Annotated in this window: 16 protein-coding genes; 8 read left to right on the plus strand and 8 right to left on the minus strand. The window is 53.1% G+C overall.

Going from position 1 to position 15,951, the window contains the following annotated elements; genetic code table 11:
* Positions 1-18: 18 nt before the first annotated feature.
* The 4 genes from potF to nfsA all read right to left on the minus strand — a co-directional run bounded on the left by potF (position 19) and on the right by nfsA (position 3,746).
* Positions 19-1,131: a spermidine/putrescine ABC transporter substrate-binding protein PotF gene (gene potF / locus APU02_RS09135; protein WP_042284956.1), complete on the minus strand. Its 1,113-nt coding sequence runs from the start codon at positions 1,129-1,131 to the stop codon at positions 19-21.
* A gap of 364 nt (positions 1,132-1,495) precedes the next feature.
* Complete coding sequence (locus APU02_RS09140; RefSeq protein WP_042284958.1) at positions 1,496-1,972, minus strand: YbjN domain-containing protein; 477 nt, start codon at positions 1,970-1,972, stop codon at positions 1,496-1,498.
* Positions 1,973-2,060: 88 nt separating this feature from the next.
* On the minus strand, positions 2,061-2,963 hold the full coding sequence (rimK, locus tag APU02_RS09145; RefSeq protein WP_060569883.1) for a 30S ribosomal protein S6--L-glutamate ligase: 903 nt from the start codon (positions 2,961-2,963) through the stop codon (positions 2,061-2,063).
* Between the two features lie 60 nt (positions 2,964-3,023).
* Positions 3,024-3,746 (minus strand): nitroreductase NfsA, encoded by a 723-nt coding sequence (gene nfsA / locus APU02_RS09150; RefSeq protein ID WP_060569884.1) that lies wholly within the window; start codon positions 3,744-3,746, stop codon positions 3,024-3,026.
* Between the two features lie 189 nt (positions 3,747-3,935).
* Here nfsA and APU02_RS09155 point away from each other — a divergent pair, with 189 nt between their 5' ends.
* Positions 3,936-4,199 (plus strand): GrxA family glutaredoxin, encoded by a 264-nt coding sequence (locus APU02_RS09155; RefSeq protein ID WP_042284966.1) that lies wholly within the window; start codon positions 3,936-3,938, stop codon positions 4,197-4,199.
* 47 nt (positions 4,200-4,246) lie between these two features.
* Here the strand turns inward: APU02_RS09155 and APU02_RS09160 are convergent, their stop codons facing one another.
* On the minus strand, positions 4,247-4,624 hold the full coding sequence (locus APU02_RS09160; protein WP_042284968.1) for an inner membrane protein YbjM: 378 nt from the start codon (positions 4,622-4,624) through the stop codon (positions 4,247-4,249).
* A 268-nt stretch (positions 4,625-4,892) separates the two neighbouring features.
* Here APU02_RS09160 and APU02_RS09165 point away from each other — a divergent pair, with 268 nt between their 5' ends.
* Positions 4,893-6,578: an aspartate:alanine antiporter gene (locus APU02_RS09165; RefSeq protein ID WP_042284971.1), complete on the plus strand. Its 1,686-nt coding sequence runs from the start codon at positions 4,893-4,895 to the stop codon at positions 6,576-6,578.
* 559 nt (positions 6,579-7,137) lie between these two features.
* On the plus strand, positions 7,138-7,929 hold the full coding sequence (locus tag APU02_RS09170; RefSeq protein ID WP_042284974.1) for a DUF6216 family protein: 792 nt from the start codon (positions 7,138-7,140) through the stop codon (positions 7,927-7,929).
* 175 nt (positions 7,930-8,104) lie between these two features.
* Here APU02_RS09170 and APU02_RS09175 read toward each other — a convergent pair whose 3' ends face one another.
* Positions 8,105-8,647, minus strand: coding sequence for a TetR/AcrR family transcriptional regulator (locus APU02_RS09175; protein WP_042284976.1), 543 nt, complete (start codon positions 8,645-8,647; stop codon positions 8,105-8,107).
* An 85-nt stretch (positions 8,648-8,732) separates the two neighbouring features.
* Between APU02_RS09175 and APU02_RS09180 the strand changes: the two genes are divergently transcribed.
* A complete protein-coding gene (locus APU02_RS09180; RefSeq protein WP_060569885.1) occupies positions 8,733-9,941 on the plus strand; it encodes an MFS transporter in 1,209 nt (402 codons plus the stop codon).
* Positions 9,942-10,754: a Cof-type HAD-IIB family hydrolase gene (locus tag APU02_RS09185; protein WP_042284982.1), complete on the plus strand. Its 813-nt coding sequence runs from the start codon at positions 9,942-9,944 to the stop codon at positions 10,752-10,754.
* A gap of 93 nt (positions 10,755-10,847) precedes the next feature.
* Here the strand turns inward: APU02_RS09185 and APU02_RS09190 are convergent, their stop codons facing one another.
* Positions 10,848-12,080 carry an MFS transporter gene (locus APU02_RS09190; protein ID WP_042284986.1) on the minus strand — a complete coding sequence of 411 codons (1,233 nt, stop codon included), beginning with the start codon at positions 12,078-12,080 and terminating at the stop codon, positions 10,848-10,850.
* 299 nt (positions 12,081-12,379) lie between these two features.
* Between APU02_RS09190 and ybjG the strand changes: the two genes are divergently transcribed.
* Positions 12,380-12,988, plus strand: coding sequence for an undecaprenyl-diphosphate phosphatase (gene ybjG, locus APU02_RS09195; RefSeq protein WP_060569945.1), 609 nt, complete (start codon positions 12,380-12,382; stop codon positions 12,986-12,988).
* A gap of 71 nt (positions 12,989-13,059) precedes the next feature.
* Positions 13,060-13,818, plus strand: coding sequence for a DNA-binding transcriptional repressor DeoR (gene deoR, locus APU02_RS09200; protein WP_042284989.1), 759 nt, complete (start codon positions 13,060-13,062; stop codon positions 13,816-13,818).
* A 39-nt stretch (positions 13,819-13,857) separates the two neighbouring features.
* Here deoR and dacC read toward each other — a convergent pair whose 3' ends face one another.
* Entirely contained in the window at positions 13,858-15,060 is a 1,203-nt protein-coding gene (gene dacC, locus APU02_RS09205; protein ID WP_060569946.1) for a serine-type D-Ala-D-Ala carboxypeptidase, read from the minus strand.
* Positions 15,061-15,308: 248 nt separating this feature from the next.
* Here dacC and APU02_RS09210 point away from each other — a divergent pair, with 248 nt between their 5' ends.
* Positions 15,309-15,935 carry a glutathione S-transferase family protein gene (locus APU02_RS09210; RefSeq protein ID WP_060569886.1) on the plus strand — a complete coding sequence of 209 codons (627 nt, stop codon included), beginning with the start codon at positions 15,309-15,311 and terminating at the stop codon, positions 15,933-15,935.
* Positions 15,936-15,951 lie beyond the last annotated feature (16 nt).

Raw genomic sequence — 15,951 nt, forward strand, 5'->3', positions numbered from 1 at the left:
TCTCAGACTGACGAAAGGTTACTTACCGCTTTTCACTTTGGTCCATGCGCGGGTACGCACGCGATCGATTTTCGGTTCCTGTACCTTCAGCGTGAACATTTTCGCGCGCACATCGGCGGGCGGATAAATTCCTGGGTTGTCACGCACTTCCGCGCTCACCAGCTTCGTCGCCTCTTTGTTGGCGTTGGCATAAAACACGTGATCGGAGATATGGGCAATGACGTCCGGGCGCAGCAGGTAGTTCAGGAACTGATAGGCTTCCTCTTTGTTTTTGGCGTCGGCGGGCATGGCGAAGACATCAAAGAAGGCCATTGCCCCCTCTTTCGGGATCGAGAAGGAGATATTGACGCCGTTCTTCGCCTCTTTCGCACGATTCGCCGCCTGCCAGACATCGCCTGCCCAGCCAATAGCCACGCAGGTATCGCCGTTCGCCAGATCGTTGATGTATTGCGAAGAGTGGAAATAGCGGATATTCGGGCGCAGTTTGAGCAGCAGATCGGTTGCCGGCCCCGTGTAGTCCTTCGCGTCGGTGCTGTTCGGGTCTTTACCCAAATAGTTCAGCACGGTCGCAAACACCTCTTCCGGCGCATCGAGGAAAGAGACGCCGCAGCTTTTTAACTTTTCGAGGTTTTCCGGCTTAAGCACCAGATCCCAGCTGTCCACCGGGGCATCGGCGCCGAGCGCCGCTTTCACTTTTTCGACGTTATAGCCAATGCCGGTCGTCGCCCACATATATGGCATAGCGTATTTGTTTTCCGGATCGTGTTTGGCAACCAGCTTAAGCAGCTCAGGGTCGAGGTTTTTCCAGTCCGGCAGCTTGCTCTTATCCAGCGGCTGAAAAACGCCCGCCGTCAGCTGGCGCTCAAGGAAACTGGCGGACGGCACCACCAGGTCAAAGCCGGTGCTGCCTGCCATCAGTTTGCCTTCCAGCACTTCGTTGGAGTCAAACACGTCGTAGACCACTTTGATCCCGGTCTCTTTTTCAAAATTCGCTACCGTATCCGGCGCGATATAATCAGACCAGTTATAAATATGGAGCGTTTTTTGTTCCGCTGCGAGCGTGCCGGCAGAGACGGCCATCAGAGCGCCCGCAACCAGACCCGATAGCCATTTTTTATTTAAGGCGGTCATAATCTCTTTCCTTATGCAAGTTCGTTAACATACGAACCTAAAAATTTGCACTCAAAGCTATGCAAGAATCGTGCATACTTTGTCATCCGGCACACTCAGGAAAGAACGGACGCTCTCCTGGCCGTTATTGCTCGCTGTTACAGCGCATCGCAAGAATAACTTTAGCCAGGTTTTCAGGCCATAGCCCAGATTAAAAAACGCCTTTTATCAATTTTTTATGCAATTTATGTCTATGTGATAAAGCGAATTGGCGGGAAAGGAGGTGAATAATTCTTTAAAGAAAGGTTAAAAGCAGCATAAAAGCGGGTAATACGCAGCCGCACTGGCAGCGACTGCGCTCTGCACGTGATTCCCTGAAGGGATATCAATGCAGAAAATGGATTTCGCCGTTGCTTTTTTGCGCGTCCTCTTCGGCGGTGTAGAGCATCTGGTGCGCCCCCGCTTCAAGAATGACCATCGAAATCTGCTCCTCGCTCTGACGCACGAACCATTCAAACTGCTCGTAGGTGATGCCGCGCATAACGGATAAAGACTGGCAAACCACCAGCTTTGGCAGATTATCGTCCTGCATATCGAGAAACGCTTTAACCGTGAGAGAGCTGGCGTTGATCGCCGACAAATCCGCCGCCAGCGGCAACAGCGCAGACGGTCTGACTTCCGCCATAGCGGAAAACAGCAACGTGTTATCAACCAGGTCTAATTTGGCGTCGTAAATGCCGTCGAAGTTTTGCATATGCGGTAAGTGCAGCGCCTGACAGGTATCACATTCAAAAAAGCTCATGCCCAGGTCGTCGAGCCATTGTCGCAACGTATCCAGATCGGGAACGACCAGTGATGTCATAATAATGTGCTACCTCTTACGAAAAAAAATACCGGCACAGCTTACGCAAAAAGCGCGCGTCACGCTACGATCATCAGCGATATTCAGATCAGCCACCCGTTTTCAGACAAAAACCCGGCGTCGCGTGGCGTTCGATCCACTGGATCATTCGTCCGGCGATATCGACACCGGTCGTTTTTTCAATGCCTTCCAGACCAGGCGACGCGTTGACCTCCATCACCAGCGGACCACGTTCAGCACGTAAAATATCCACCCCTGCGACATCAAGCCCCAGCGTTTGCGCCGCTTTTACCGCAATCTCACGCTCCCGGGGCGTAATGTTGGCGATGCAAGCCACTCCTCCACGATGCAGATTCGAGCGAAAATCGCCCTCCTTCGCCCGGCGTTCAATGGCGGCGACCACTTCCTCCCCCACTACCAGACAGCGAATATCGCGCCCTTTTGCCTCTTTAATATATTCCTGCACCAGAATGTGGGCGTTGAGTCCGCGAAAGGCGTCCACCACGCTTTCCGCCGCCTGGCGAGTTTCCGCCAGCACGACGCCGATCCCCTGGGTTCCTTCCACCAGCTTCACCACCAGCGGCGCGCCGCCGACCATATCGATGAGATCGCTGGTGTCATCCGGCGAGTGCGCAATGCCGGTAACCGGCAGGTCGATGCCCTGGCGCGCCAGCAGCTGCAACGAGCGCAGTTTGTCGCGCGCGCGGGTAATCGCCACGGACTCATTGAGCGGATAGCTCCCGAGCATCTCAAACTGCCGCAGCGCCGCGGTGCCGTAAAAGGTGATCGCAGAACCTATACGCGGGATAACGGCGTCATAATGGGGAAGCCGACGCCCTTTGTAATGAACAGACGACGCCGCCGGGTTGATGTTCATATAACAGGAAAGCGGGTCGAGAATATCAACCAGATGACCGCGCTTCATTGCCGCTTCACGCAGGCGTTTACACGAATAGAGCGTTCCGTCCCGGGACAATATGGCAATCTTCACCCTGCACCTCTCTGAATAACCCGTTCAACGTCCCGCGTATCATACACAGCGGCAACATTTTTAGCGCGTAGCCCACCCCTGTTTATGCAAATATTCCAGAATGAACGGACGGTTTTCTTTGATCAGGGTGCGACGAATATGATCGCTCCAGGTATCGCGACGGTTATTACTGCCACGGGTGAGATAATATTGCGCCAGCTGTTCGTCATAGTCGGCGAGCGCCGCGTGATTCAGCGGCTGGTAGGCATTTTCATGCACTACGATGGCGGCAGGCAGACGGGGTTTGAGATCCGGATTGTCGGCAGGCCAGCCGAGACACAGGCCAAACAGCGGCAGAACGTGTTTTGGCAAGTTCAGCAGTTCAGTCACCGCCTCAATATTATTGCGCAGACCGCCGATATACACGCCGCCCAGCCCCAGTGATTCTGCTGCGGTCAGCGCGTTTTGCGCCATCATGGCCGTATCGACGACGCCGAGCAGCAGTTGCTCCGCCAGGCCCAATTGGGCGTCGGGGCAAATTTGCAGGTGGCGGTTGAAATCGGCGCAGAAAACCCAGAATTCCGCGGCCTGGGCTACGTGCTGTTGTCCACCGGTTAACGGCACCAGCGCCTCACGCAAAGCAGCATCGGTGATACGAATAATCGATGTGCACTGCAAAAAGCTGGAACTGGACGTGGCCTGTGCGCTCGCCAGGATCGCCTCTCGCTGTTCGGGGGTTATCGCCTGGTCGGTGTAATGACGAATTGAACGATGGTGACGAAGCAGATCAATAGTTGGAGTCATGACGTTTTTCTCTGTCTGAGCGGAAAGAATCAGTGTAGACGGCACAGTGTAAAGCGTTTAGCTTTCATCTGCTTAACAGATATAGCTTAAAGATATTAGAGTAAAAGGCGCAACCTACTGTTCAAGCTGAACGAATCACGGCATCATAAACGCCATTCGCCGTCAGGCTCAGAGTTGAAGGAGAAACATATGTTTACCGTAATTTTTGGTCGCCCGGGTTGCCCATACTGCGTACGTGCGAAAGAGTTGGCAGAAAAACTGAGCAACGAGCGCGAAGATTTTAACTATCGCTACATCGACATTCACGCTGAAGGCATCACCAAAGCGGATCTGGAAAAAACGGTCGGTAAACCGGTGGAAACCGTACCGCAGATTTTCGTCGATCAGAAACACATCGGCGGCTGCACTGATTTCGAAGCCTGGGCAAAAGAGAATCTGAACCTGTTCGCCTGACAGGTTTGCCCACGCGGATCCATGTCAAACGCCCTCATCCGAGGGCGTTACTGTTTTTTACGCTGACGCGGCCTGAACAGGCTGCTGATGAATAAGAAGCATAAGGCGCCCAGCGCGCACCAGAACACGGCGCTGAATAACCACGCCAACTCCTGCCAAAGCGAACGGGTGGGGGTAAAAAAGAGGCGCATAAGCACCAGACAACAAGGCGCTGCAAGCATCGCACCGAGCAGAGGTTTGATCACCTCCCGACGATGAGAGCAAAAACTGGCAACAGCACCTGGTAGCGTAAAAAACAACAGCCCAATTTCAGGATGCCCGGCTGCCCGAAATGCCCCCTTCATGTTCATCGTCAGAAACACGCAGACGACCACAAAGAGCACAAAACAGCAGACCGCGCCTGCCCAACCTTGTTTATGTTTCAATCGTTTCTCCTGACACTGTCTCTATCGAACACACTTTTCGCCAGTGGCGTCCAGTCAGATAAAGCCGATCAGCAATCCATGCCAAATTACGCCCATACGATTCTTATAGCCGTTGATACGTAATGAGATTAAACTAGCCAAATATATTGTTGTGCTGCTTATATTTGGGCGACGAATATGACACTGCCGCCCTTATTAGATAGCAAAAACAGTAGCGTAAATTATCATTTCTTTCAACAGCTTACTGGTAAACAAGAAGTTAGCCTCCGTGAATATAAACGTCGCCGATTTGTTAAATGGGAATTACATCCTGTTATTATTTGTCGTACTGGCGCTTGGCCTGTGTCTCGGTAAATTGCGCCTGGGTTCCGTCCAACTGGGTAATTCCATTGGCGTTTTAGTGGTCTCTCTATTATTAGGGCAGCAGCATTTCAGCATTAACACCGATGCCCTGAACCTGGGTTTCATGCTGTTTATTTTCTGCGTCGGCGTTGAGGCGGGGCCTAACTTTTTTTCCATTTTTTTTCGCGACGGGAAAAACTACCTGATGCTGGCCCTGGTGATGGTCGGCAGCGCGCTGCTGATCGCCTTAGGGCTGGGTAAGCTGTTTGGCTGGGATATCGGCCTGACGGCGGGTATGCTGGCTGGCTCAATGACCTCCACCCCCGTGCTGGTCGGCGCGGGCGATACGTTGCGGCATTTCGGCATGGAGAGCGCAGAGCTGTCCCGCGCGCTCGATAACCTCAGTCTGGGTTATGCGTTGACCTACCTTATCGGTCTGGTCAGTCTGATCGTCGGCGCGCGCTACCTGCCTAAACTCCAGCATCAGGATCTGCAAACCAGCGCCCAGCAGATCGCCCGTGAGCGGGGACTGGATACCGATACCAACCGCAAAGTCTACCTGCCGGTTATTCGCGCTTACCGCGTCGGCCCCGAACTGGTGGCGTGGACGGACGGGAAAAACCTGCGCGAGCTGGGCATTTATCGCCAGACCGGTTGTTATATCGAGCGTATTCGCCGTAACGGCATACTCGCTAACCCGGACGGTGACGCGGTCCTGCAAATGGGCGATGAAATCGCGCTGGTGGGCTATCCGGATGCGCACGCCCGGCTCGATCCGAGCTTTCGTAATGGGAAAGAAGTTTTTGACCGCGATCTGCTCGACATGCGTATTGTCACCGAAGAAATTGTCGTGAAAAACCACAATGCCGTCGGTCGTCGCCTCGCTCAGTTGAAGCTCACCGACCATGGCTGCTTCCTTAACCGCGTGATCCGTTCGCAAATTGAAATGCCGATTGACGACAACGTGGTGCTTAACAAAGGGGATGTTTTGCAGGTTAGCGGCGATGCCCGTCGCGTAAAAACGATTGCCGATCGCATTGGCTTTATCTCCATTCATAGCCAGGTAACCGATCTGCTCGCCTTCTGCGCATTTTTTATTATTGGTCTGATGATCGGCATGATCACCTTCCAGTTCAGTAATTTTAGCTTTGGCATCGGTAACGCGGCCGGTCTGCTGTTCGCCGGGATCATGCTTGGCTTTCTTCGCGCCAACCATCCCACATTCGGCTATATCCCACAGGGCGCGCTAAATATGGTGAAAGAGTTCGGTCTGATGGTCTTCATGGCCGGCGTGGGCCTGAGCGCGGGTAGCGGTATCGGCAACGGTCTGGGAGCGATTGGCGGTCAGATGCTGGTAGCCGGGCTTATCGTCAGCCTGGTCCCGGTCATCATTTGCTTCCTGTTTGGCGCCTATGTCCTGCGCATGAACCGCGCGCTACTGTTTGGCGCGATGATGGGCGCACGTACCTGCGCGCCAGCAATGGAAATCATCAGCGATACCGCGCGCAGTAACATTCCGGCGCTGGGCTACGCGGGCACCTATGCTATCGCGAACGTACTGCTCACACTGGCGGGGACGCTTATCATCATTATCTGGCCAGGCTTAGGATAAAACTGAAGTTACGCCTTAAGTGAAAATTTTTTGCAAATGCGCAGAACTTTTCTTAAAGGCGTCAGTCATAACTAGTGCCACTGCTTTTCTTTGATGTCCCCAATTTGTGGAGCCCATCAACCCCGCCGTTTCGGTTCAAGGTTGATGGGTTTTTTGTTGCCTGGAATGTTGTTGTCTTCAAATCAATGAACGTTGTTCACTTTCTTTCTATGGGTGACGGCAGCAAGACCGGTGAAGAAAACAGGCTGGCGATAGAATGCATGAACACCCGATCGTTTTCCTGACCGCCCTTCCCGCGTCTGACCCCATCTACGTACCCGCCGCTCGCAGCATCCAACCTATAAACCCTATTGGTTTTTTGCCATGCTCCGCCCGTTTTTCTGGCCCACACCGATGACAGAACCAGGACAGATAAAATTTGTGAAAAGGTGCATAACCCCGCTCCGCTGCATATCTATATGAAATAATTGCAACAGCTAATCAATTCATAAGCTCTTGAAAATTATGCTCTGGATGGTACAAATTGATTGAAGGATAAAAACAACCCTCTGGAGATTTTATGAGTTCTGTTAGTTCTGCCCCTCTTAACATATTCAATGCCGAATTTTTAAGCTCACCTGCGGCAACAGCCGCTGCATGGATTTCTATCATCGGCGCAGTCATTCTTATATGCAAATTAATAGGTGCACTTTTTCAATACAGAAAATCACATAATGAGATATTAAAAAAGTCTGGTGTCCCCGCATTTATACTAAACGTATTCTTTATAACCATCCCCTTAAAAAATTTACCTGCCCCTGGTTGGCCAGAGAAAATAATCACAATTGCGTTTTCATTTATTTTCATACTTGCAGTTTACTTTTTCATGCCTGCACTTATTCAAACTTATAAGACCCCACCCGATACGGCATTACTTTACTGGAAAAAAACTGGCGAAGCATTTTACATATCAAAAAAAATGGCGACATCAGCGACAATATTCGCTCCTGCAAACTGGACTATTTCTGCTGATGACTGCTTACAAAAATCACCAACTAGCACCAGGCAATACAATGCACTTACGATCGAAAACAAAGAAAATTTATGCAGTCTGTTAACCACGCAAGACGGAATAAATTATATCGAAAAATCCATAAAAAAATTTAATAAAGATAAGTTTTTCATGTACTCTTTTGTTCCTCTGACAATGTTTATTTTATTATGGTTGCCATTGGGGTTTATGCTAACAATACACTATTCCAGGAAAGTCAGAAAGTACATTTTGAATGAGCAAAAAAAAGCAATCCATTGTGCCCATGGTGAATTTAAGACAGAGGGTATCTATGCTATATATCAAGAGTTAGATCGTTAGACGTTTTGCTAATACCCGACACTCTTTGCTCTGCATAATGCTTTTTTGCCTCTTGCGACTAAAGCATTTATGCAGATCCGAATGGTCACGATAACTATGGAGCCCCATTTTCCGTGGAGTGGTAATAAAGTGTTTTTATTACTTAAAACTCCAGCCGCGATCCCTTCCGACATGCTTACACTATTCCCGCTATGCGCTTCACCATTAGCAGGATTTCCTCCCGCGACAGGGGCGTGCGGTCGGTCACGAAGTGCAGCGTCATCCCTTCAATAAACGCGTCCAGCGCGCGGGCAGTGCCGGGGGGAAACCACTGTTCCAGCGTACGCTGGCTGCGCTGCATCCAGTTTTGCATCACCGTTTTTAATGCCGGTTTACGGCTGGCGAAAGCGTAAAGCTGGTACATCAACGCCATGTTTTCCGGCGTGGTGACCTGCGAACTGTGGATCATCCCGGTAATAGCCAGACAGGCGCCCTGCGCGTCGCTCACGTCGGCAAAGAAGGCCTGATACTGCTCAGACATGGTATCGGTAAACTGACTCAATGCCTCAGTGAGCAGCTCATCGATACCCGAAAAATAGTAGGTTAACGATCCCAGCGGAACACCGGCAATCGCCGCGATTTTGCGATGCGTGACGGCGTGAATGCCGTGCTCTTTTACCGCCTCAAGCGTGGCCGTAATAATTTTCTCTCGCCGCTGTGGGTCATTAGCACGTCGCACATTTTTTCCTCAGAACGGGTTTATGTACAAATGTACACTTTATTGCTAATGTTGTCTCCTGTCCTTCATTAACGATGTGAACTTAATGACTGCCCTTTCCTCACGTAAAGCCCTGCAACGCCGAACCTGGGCGCTGTTTATGTTCTTCTTTTTGCCCGGCCTGCTGATGGCTTCCTGGGCGACGCGTACGCCAGCGATTCGCGACACGCTCTCCGTCTCAACGGCGGAAATGGGCGCCGTCCTGTTTGGTTTGTCCATTGGTTCGATGAGCGGCATCCTTTGTTCGGCCTGGCTGGTGAAACGATTTGGCACCCGCAACGTGATCCGCACCACTATGTCCTGCGCGGTGTTGGGAATGTTAGTGCTGTGTCTCGCGTTAGGGTTCGCCTCGCCGCTGCTGTTTGCGCTGGGATTAGGCGTGTTCGGCGCCAGTTTTGGATCGGCGGAAGTGGCGATTAACATCGAAGGCGCGGCGGTTGAACGTGAGATGAATAAGACCGTGTTGCCAATGATGCACGGGTTTTACAGCCTTGGAACGCTGGCTGGCGCAGGCGTGGGGATGTTTTTAACCGCTTTTGGCGTGGCGGCGACCACGCACATATTACTGGCCTCTCTGGTGGCCATCGCCCCGATTTTTATTGCTATTCGGGCAATTCCGGACGGCACGGGCAAAAACGCCAGCGACGGTTCAACGCCTCAGGCAAAAGGTGTTCCCTTCTGGCGTGATATGCAACTGCTGCTTATCGGCGTCGTGGTGCTGGCAATGGCCTTTGCCGAAGGTTCCGCGAATGACTGGCTACCGCTGCTGATGGTTGACGGCCACGGCTTCAGTCCGACGTCCGGCTCGTTGATTTACGCTGGCTTTACCCTCGGTATGACCGTCGGACGCTTTGCTGGCGGCTGGTTTATCGATCGCTACAGTCGCGTGGCGGTTGTTCGTGCCAGCGCGCTGATGGGCGCGCTCGGCATCGGGCTGATCATTTTTGTCGACAGCGCCTGGGTGGCGGGCGTTTCGGTCATATTGTGGGGACTCGGCGCATCGCTGGGCTTCCCGTTGACCATCTCTGCCGCCAGCGATACGGGTCCGGACGCGCCAACCCGCGTCAGCGTTGTGGCAACGACGGGTTATCTGGCGTTCCTGGTTGGACCGCCGCTGTTAGGCTATCTCGGTGAGCACTACGGACTGCGCAGCGCCATGCTGGTGGTGCTGGCGCTGGTGCTACTGGCGGCAATCGTGGCGAGAGCGGTCGCCAAACCGGAATCAACAACGCAAACTGCGACGGAGAAGGGATAAATGGCTATTAAGTTAATTGCTGTGGATATGGACGGCACCTTTCTGAGCGATCGGAAAACCTATAACCGCGAACGCTTTCTGAGGCAGTACGCGCAGATGAAAGCACGAGGGATTCGTTTCGTGGTCGCCAGCGGCAACCAGTATTACCAGCTTATCTCTTTCTTTCCAGAGATAGCCAATGAGATTGCCTTCGTCGCGGAAAATGGCGGCTGGGTGGTCAGTGAAGGTGAAGATGTTTTTAATGGCGAACTGCCGAAAGCGGCGTTTAGCGCCATCGTTGATCATCTGCTGACCCGGCGCGATGTCGACATTATCGCCTGCGGAAAAAGCAGCGCCTATACCCTGAAAACCTATAGCGATGCGATGAAAACGATGGCAGGTATGTACTATCACCGACTCGAATTCGTTGACAGCTTCGACAATATTAACGATGTGTTTTTCAAATTCGGCCTGAATATTTCAGATGACAAAATCCCGCAGGTCCAGCGCGCGCTGCATGAGGCTATCGGCGATATCATGGTGCCGGTCCACACCGGCTACGGCAGTATCGATTTGATCATCCCGGGCGTACACAAAGCCAACGGTTTGCGGTTGCTACAGCAGCGCTGGGGCATTGACGACAGCGAAGTGGTGGCCTTCGGCGATGGCGGTAATGATATTGAAATGCTGCGCCAGGCAGGCTTTAGCTTTGCGATGGAACATGCGGGGAAAGGGGTGGCCGCCGCGGCGAAATACCGCGCGGGTTCGAATAACGAGGAAGGTGTGCTGGATATTATTGATAAGGTGTTAAACAACGAAGCGCCGTTTCATTAAGATCTGATGAAAGCCTGATGGCAACGCTTTGCGTCTTACAGCCTGTCAATTTTTGCTCTCCAGGCCAGCGCAACGCCATCAGGCATCAAGGCGTTATCCTTCCCGGGTGTTCCCGACCCGTTTATCTTTCAGGAAGATCGCCATCAGCAGCAGCCAAAGAATACCGTTAGTGAGGTTAAACAGGCTGAACAATCCGTTTCCACCGCTCAGATAAGCATATTTGCTGACCTCTATGCCGACGGTGAAAATGAGCATTTGCAACATCCCCATCGCCGCGGAAACAGTGCCCTTGCTCATGTCGCTGGCAAACAGGGTCAAACGTACCAGCCCGGCATTCGCCAGACCAATACCAAACGCATAGACGCTCAGCCCGGCGGTCATCCACAGATAAGCATGGGATGAAACCACCGTTGCCGCCGCGGCAAGAATCAGCCCCAGCACAATCGGCCAGCCGCCCATGATAATCAGCGAACGCACCGTGCGGCGGGAAGTCAGACGCGCCAGCACCAGATTTCCGGCAATCAGAGCGCCGAAAATCGGCACCTGCAGCAGGCCATATTGATAACTGCTGAGCTGTTCACCGCTGATAATGATAATCGGCGACTGCGCAATCCAGGCCAGCAGCGGCAAACTGACAAATCCGAGCGCCAGCGCGCCAGCGACAAAGCGCCCGTTCTTCATGACCTGCTGGTAATCACGTCCGAGCGCCTTTAACGAAAGCGGCTCGCCGATGCGCGTCGCCGTTTCAGGCATCGCCCGTTGCAGTCCAAAAAACGCCATCGCCGCCAGTACGGCAAACAGCACAAACATCCCTTCCCACGGCAGAACGTGCACCCAGGCCGCGCCAACCAGCGGACCTAATAGCGGCGCGATCAGCGCGACGTTGGCCATTAACGCGGTGATCTTGATACACACCGCTTCCTCAAACGACTCCTGTATCGCCGCATAACCTACCGCACCAATGAAACATAAACTGATGCCCTGCAAAAAACGCAGCAGGGTGAACTGTTCGATCGTTTGCGCCAGCAGCGTGGCGAGACAGGTGACAATAAACCATACCACGCCAGCTAACATGACCGGCCGACGGCCAATACGGTCCGACAGCGGCCCTAACAACCACTGCAGAAACATGCCGCCCGCCAGGTAGGCGGTCATGGATGTCGGTACCCAGTCAATCCCCGCCTGATACTGCGCCACCACCGCCAGCATGCCGGGTTGGATCATATCGTTACCGATATAGGTTGAGAATTCGTAGAGCACCAGACAGAGGGGGAAAAGCAGCGCCTGACGTCCAAGCCGGGCACCTTGTTGTAAACGGTTTTGCATGCAATCTCATCGCCAGTTAAAAATCGCGCAAAGTGTAATGAAACTGCGCCACCGGAGATAGTGAATTATGCGCAGCGAAAGTAAATTGCGCACATTTTTACCGTCTCATCTCTACCGCCACCGTTGGTTTAAGGTCAGTCTACGTTAGCGGCTTTATCATGAGCGATTAACAGGCGTTAATGTCTTAAAAACACCTCATTTAACAGGTGAATAGGACAATGCCGCTTTACCCGTGGGATCGCCAATTTTATTCTCGTTCCTGCACAGGTTATTACGTCAACGCACTGAGTCTGGAAGTTATGCTGGAAAATATAAACTATTCATTGTTCTCGTTAATTAACGCTACGCCGGACTCGGCGTCCTGGATGATTTCCCTCGCTATCTTTATCGCAAAAGATCTGATCGGTATCGTGCCCCTCGCCGCCGTAGCGCTCTGGCTTTGGGGGCCGCGCGGCCAGGTTTGCGCCCAGCGCCAACTGATTGTCAAAATGACGCTGGCGCTGGCGGTAAGCCTGTTGGTCTCCTGGCTGATGGGGTACCTGTTCCCCCACGAGCGCCCGTTTGCGGAAGGCGTGGGCTACCACTATCTTCCCCATGCGGCGGACGACTCTTATCCAAGCGATCACGGAACGGTCATTTTTACCTTTGCGCTGGCGTTTCTTTTCTGGCATCGCCTGTGGTCCGGCGTCATCCTGATGGCGCTGGCGCTCACCATCGCCTGGTCCCGCATTTATCTTGGCGTTCACTGGCCGCTTGATATGCTCGGCGGACTGCTGGCGGGGATGATTGGCTGTCTGAACGCGCAGATGATCTGGCAAAAATACGGCGCGGCTCTGTATCGCGGGCTGCAAAATGCCTATCGGTTCTGCTTTGCCCTGCCCATTCGCAAAGGCTGGGTGCGTGACTAAACCGGGGGAAAAAGAGTAATATTAAGCACTCTGCTATCAGCAGCGTGCTTATTTATTCGTCCAGGGGAATTATGGAAACTCGTCGCGATGAGCGTATTGGTCAACTGCTGCAGGCACTGAAACGCAGCGATAAACTTCATCTCAAGGAAGCCGCGACCCTGCTGGGCGTTTCTGAAATGACAATTCGTCGCGACCTGAATAGCCGTAGCGCGCCGGTCGTGCTGCTGGGCGGCTATATTGTGCTGGAGCCCCGCAGCGCCAGCCATTACCTGTTAAGCGATCAAAAGTCTCGCCTGGTCGAAGAAAAGCGGCGTGCGGCGCACCTGGCGGCAGAACTGGTTCAGCCTCATCAAACGCTGTTTTTTGACTGCGGCACCACCACGCCGTGGATCATCGAAGCGATCGATAACGACACACCGTTCACCGCGGTCTGTTATTCACTGAATACCTTTCTCGCGCTGCAGGAAAAACCGCTGTGCCGCGCCATTCTTTGCGGCGGTGAATTTCATGCCAGCAACGCCATTTTCAAGCCGCTTGACGCGCAGGAAACGTTGAACAATATCTGTCCGGACATTGCCTTTTATTCCGCCGCAGGGGTACATATCAGCAAAGGCGCGACCTGTTTTAACCTGGAAGAATTACCGGTGAAGCACTGGGCGATGTCGATGGCGCAGCGTCATGTCCTGGTGGTGGATCACAGTAAATTCGGCAAAGTGCGCCCGGCGCGAATGGGCGATCTGAAACGCTTTGACGCAATAGTCAGCGACCGCTGTCCCGACGATGAATTTATCCACTTCGCCAAAGCGCAGCGGATAAAGGTGATGTACTAAATCAGGCCGGAGACGGCGTTTCTCCGGCCTTCTGGCGTTTTAAGAGAACCAGCTGCCAAACCACTGGTGGAACTTCATCATCACGAAATCCCACATCCGGCTAAAGAAGCCGCCCTCTTCGACGTTTTCCATGACCATCAACGGACGTTGTTCAATGGATTTCCCGTTAAGCTGGAAGTCGATGGTGCCGACAACCTGACCTTTTTTCAGTGGCGCGGTGAGCTGCGGTTCATTCAGGGTAAAACTGGCCTTCAGGTTTTTCAGCTGTCCGCGCGGGATGGTCACCGACCCGGCTTCACCAGCGCCCAGGTTGACTTCACTCTTGTCGCCAAACCAGACGCGCTGGGTGACGAAAGTGGCGTCTGGTTTGATCGGCGTCACGGTCTCAAAGAAGCGGAAGCCCCAGGTCAACAGTTTTTCCGATTCGTTAAAGCGGATGCGATCGGTTTTGGTCCCCAACACCACCGAGATCAGGCGCATATCGCCCTGGGTTGCCGATGCCACCAGGTTATACCCCGCGCCCGCCGTGGTACCTGTTTTCATACCATCAACGTTGAGACTGGAACTCCACAGCAGACGGTTACGGTTAGGCTGGCGGATGTTATTAAAGGTAAACTCTTTTTCTTTATGGATGGCGTACTCTTCCGGCACATCGTGGATCAACGCTTTGCCAAGCAGCGCCATGTCGCGCGCGGTACTGAACTGGCCCGGCGCATCCAGGCCGTGAACTGTCTGGAACGTAGTGTTGGTCAGCCCCAACTTTTTCGCATAAGCATTCATCAGACCGATAAACGATTCCTGGCTGCCGGCGACATAGTCCGCCAGGGCAATACAGGCGTCGTTGCCGGACTGGATGATCACCCCTTTATTCAGGTCAGATACCGCCACCTGATCGCCAGGCTTAAGAAACATGACCGACGAGCCGCGCAGCGCCGGGTTGCCGGTCGCCCATGCGTCTTTACCAATGGTCACCATATCGGTCAACTTAATTTTGCCCGCTTTCAGCGCCTGCCCGACAACGTAGCTGGTCATGATTTTCGTCAGGCTCGCCGGGTCCAGCTTCTCGTCAGCGTTACCTTCCGCCAGCACTTTACCACTGGCGTAATCCATTAAAATCCACGCGCGCGCATCCACGGCAGGCGCGGCAATGGTCTGTTCCGCCGCCATTGCGGTTGGCGCGAAAAGGAATAACAGGGCTGAACCCGCTGCGATATTACGGAGGGAAGAAGATAAATACGTCATAAATGCCACCCGAGTATCCATTCAAAAAAATATACGTCATACCACCGTATAATAAGTGCGGTGAGTAATAACGCACTAAGAAGCGTAAGGGAACCGTAAGTTGGTAAAGTTTTTAAAGTTTATGCAATAACGCCCCGTCACGCTGCAACCGGGGCGTTTTTTTTGCAGACTGTTGCGTAAATGTTAGGTTTATCTCACCATGGAAGACGAACGCAGCCCGGAGGCTGTCCATTTTGTGAGGGGTAATTATGATTACGCTGTGGGGTCGCAATAACTCAACCAACGTCAAGAAAGTGTTATGGACGCTCGAAGAACTGGAATTACCGTTTAGCCATATCCTGGCGGGAGGCCAGTTTGGTGTGAATCAGGATCCCGATTATCTGGCGATGAATCCGAACGGGCTGGTGCCTCTGTTGCGTGACGATGAAACGGATCTTGTGCTTTGGGAATCCAACGCAATCGTGCGTTATCTGGCGGCGCAGTATGGACAGAAACGCCTGTGGGTCGATGCGCCTGCGCGCCGCGCTGAGGGTGAAAAATGGATGGACTGGGCGAACCAGACGCTCAGCCCGGCGCATCGCGTGGTGCTGATGGGCCTGGTGCGCACCCCACCGGAGCAGCGCGACCAGGCCGTAATTGATGCCGGCGCCAAACGCTGTGATGAGCTGTTTGCGATTCTTGATGCAGAACTGGCGAATCACACCTGGTTTTCGGGAAATGCGTTCGGCCTGGGCGACATCGCCATCGCGCCGTTCGTCTATAACCTGTTTAACGTCGGCCTGACCAGGACCCCGCGCCCGCACCTCGAACGCTGGTATCAGCAGCTTGCCGAACGCCCGGCGTTTCGTAAAACGGTGATGATCCCGGTAAGTTAATGCGCGCAATCAGGCC

The sequence above is a fragment of the Citrobacter sp. 50677481 genome, assembly GCF_001463265.1.
GTDB lineage: Bacteria > Pseudomonadota > Gammaproteobacteria > Enterobacterales > Enterobacteriaceae > Citrobacter_A > Citrobacter_A sedlakii.

What these genes read in the sequence shown, in the direction of transcription:
- APU02_RS09155 (WP_042284966.1), top strand. Translation starts at nt 3,936, where the DNA reads ATGTTTACCGTAATTTTTGGTCGCCCGGGTTGCCCATACTGCGTACGT.
- APU02_RS09185 (WP_042284982.1), top strand. Translation starts at nt 9,942, where the DNA reads ATGGCTATTAAGTTAATTGCTGTGGATATGGACGGCACCTTTCTGAGC.
- APU02_RS09190 (WP_042284986.1), bottom strand. Translation starts at nt 12,080, where the DNA reads ATGCAAAACCGTTTACAACAAGGTGCCCGGCTTGGACGTCAGGCGCTG.
- potF (WP_042284956.1), bottom strand. Translation starts at nt 1,131, where the DNA reads ATGACCGCCTTAAATAAAAAATGGCTATCGGGTCTGGTTGCGGGCGCT.
- APU02_RS09140 (WP_042284958.1), bottom strand. Translation starts at nt 1,972, where the DNA reads ATGACATCACTGGTCGTTCCCGATCTGGATACGTTGCGACAATGGCTC.
- ybjG (WP_060569945.1), top strand. Translation starts at nt 12,380, where the DNA reads ATGCTGGAAAATATAAACTATTCATTGTTCTCGTTAATTAACGCTACG.
- deoR (WP_042284989.1), top strand. Translation starts at nt 13,060, where the DNA reads ATGGAAACTCGTCGCGATGAGCGTATTGGTCAACTGCTGCAGGCACTG.
- APU02_RS09180 (WP_060569885.1), top strand. Translation starts at nt 8,733, where the DNA reads ATGACTGCCCTTTCCTCACGTAAAGCCCTGCAACGCCGAACCTGGGCG.
- APU02_RS09170 (WP_042284974.1), top strand. Translation starts at nt 7,138, where the DNA reads ATGAGTTCTGTTAGTTCTGCCCCTCTTAACATATTCAATGCCGAATTT.
- nfsA (WP_060569884.1), bottom strand. Translation starts at nt 3,746, where the DNA reads ATGACTCCAACTATTGATCTGCTTCGTCACCATCGTTCAATTCGTCAT.
- dacC (WP_060569946.1), bottom strand. Translation starts at nt 15,060, where the DNA reads ATGACGTATTTATCTTCTTCCCTCCGTAATATCGCAGCGGGTTCAGCC.
- APU02_RS09210 (WP_060569886.1), top strand. Translation starts at nt 15,309, where the DNA reads ATGATTACGCTGTGGGGTCGCAATAACTCAACCAACGTCAAGAAAGTG.